At 38.6% G+C, this 1,775-nt stretch carries 2 protein-coding genes; one reads left to right on the forward strand and one right to left on the reverse strand.

Annotated features, from left to right (window positions below; all coding sequences use genetic code 11):
- Window positions 1-34 precede the first annotated feature (34 nt).
- The gene (locus ACIPNH_RS00395) at window positions 35-175 is read right to left on the reverse strand and encodes a hypothetical protein (RefSeq protein WP_400770831.1); all 141 of its coding nucleotides are present in this window, start codon (window positions 173-175) and stop codon (window positions 35-37) included.
- 48 nt (window positions 176-223) lie between these two features.
- On the opposite strand from ACIPNH_RS00395, the gene ACIPNH_RS00400 reads away from it, so the two are divergent.
- Window positions 224-1,423 (forward strand): phage major capsid protein, encoded by a 1,200-nt coding sequence (locus ACIPNH_RS00400; protein WP_265024347.1) that lies wholly within the window; start codon window positions 224-226, stop codon window positions 1,421-1,423.
- Window positions 1,424-1,775: the final 352 nt, after the last annotated feature.

Raw genomic sequence — 1,775 nt, forward strand, 5'->3', positions numbered from 1 at the left:
AATAAGCTACTGATATTCTCCACCTTTTTTATCTTTAATCCATCATAGCTAGCGATGCAACAAAGCCATCCCAGACTGGGATGACATCATCCTTTTTTTGGGATTCCAGTGCAGCTACTTGCATCTGCCACCTGCAATGTTCGTACAGATGTAGGGAAACATCTATGAGTACCATTCCTATTACCTTATTTCCATTTTCATTTCATTTTCAAAGGAGGCTATTATGTCACTCACCGATATCGCTCACCGTATCAATGAACTCGCTTCATCATGGGAGCAATTTAAATTAATAAATGATCGCAAACTAAAAGAAATTGAAAGCAAAGGGCGTGCTGATTCTGCAACAATTGAGCAGCTATGCAAGGTAAATAATGCCATTGATAGTTGCAAAGAGCGTTTAGACTTGATCGAAACTGCAGCTCAACGTCCAGAAGTAAATACAGATTTTAGCACAAGCGATAAATATTTTTCTGATTATATCCGCAAGGGAATGGAAAGCGGTTTATCACACAAAACCCTCAGTGGAGATAACAGTGATATCGGGGGGTATCTAGTTACTCCGCATATTGTAAAACGCATAAACAAGCGCGTAACTGATTCGTCCCCAATGCGACAAATATGCTCCAGTCAAAGAATCTCTACTGAAACATTGGATTACATTATAGAAGATTTTGACCGCGCCGGTGCAGGTTGGAGCAGTGAAACAGTAGATGATGAGGATGGTGGCAATAAGTCTAAGTATGATTTTGCAAAAGATACGGACACGCCCAAAATCCAAAAGATTTCCGTCACAACTTACGAGTTATATGCTCAACCACAAATATCACAAAAGTTACTCGATGATGCGTTTGTCGATGTTGAGAGTTGGCTGGTGGAAAAGATTGCCGAGACTTTTAGTAAGGAAGAAAGCGAAGCCTTCATTAAGGGTGAGGGCACTTTTCAACCAAAAGGAATTTTAGCTTATGAAAATGGAAACAGTTATAATAAAATAGAGCAAGTTAAAACTGAAAAATTAGATAGTGATTCAATAATGATGTTGTATTACTCTCTGGATGAATATTATTCCAAAAATGCATCATTTTTGATGAACAGGAGTACGTTGAAGGACATTAGGCTGCTAAAATCTCAAACAGGTCAATATCTTTGGCAACCAAGTTTGTCGCTTGAAGCTCCAGATACCTTAATGGGAGTGCCAGTATACCAGTCTGCCGATATGCCACCAGTGCCAAACAATCAGCTACCAGTAATTGCGATGGCAGATTTCAAACAAGCTTATAAGATTGTAGATAACAGAGGAATGAGAATATTAAGAGACCCTTATACGAATAAACCTTATGTGAGGTTTTTTGTCACTAAGCGTGTCGGCGGAGAGGTTGTAAACACCAGTGCTATTAAATTGTTGAAAGTTGCGAGCAAGTACTAAAAACTTCCGCAGCATCATCTTTATAGCTGATCAAAGCAACACGTCATACCGCGATTCATTCCATAACTGTACGAACATTGTGATTTTGGCCCATCAGGAGGGTGTCATCCCAGTGCTTGACACATATAGCTAAACTGACTTAGATTTACCGACAGTTTGAAAAACAAAAATTCGTCATTCCGCTACTTGTTAGCGGAATCTATGCTGAGATATCGCGGCGGTATGACGTAGGAAAACCTTTCTTGGGTTAGCTATAGTTTGCTATATTATGTGATTTTATTTTTAGCATTGCTTCTTACATTATGTAATTTTGTTTTCCATAATGCATATTATGTAATTTTCGATGCTAAGA

The organism is Wolbachia endosymbiont of Drosophila barbarae (assembly GCF_044752445.1).
Lineage (GTDB): Bacteria > Pseudomonadota > Alphaproteobacteria > Rickettsiales > Anaplasmataceae > Wolbachia > Wolbachia pipientis.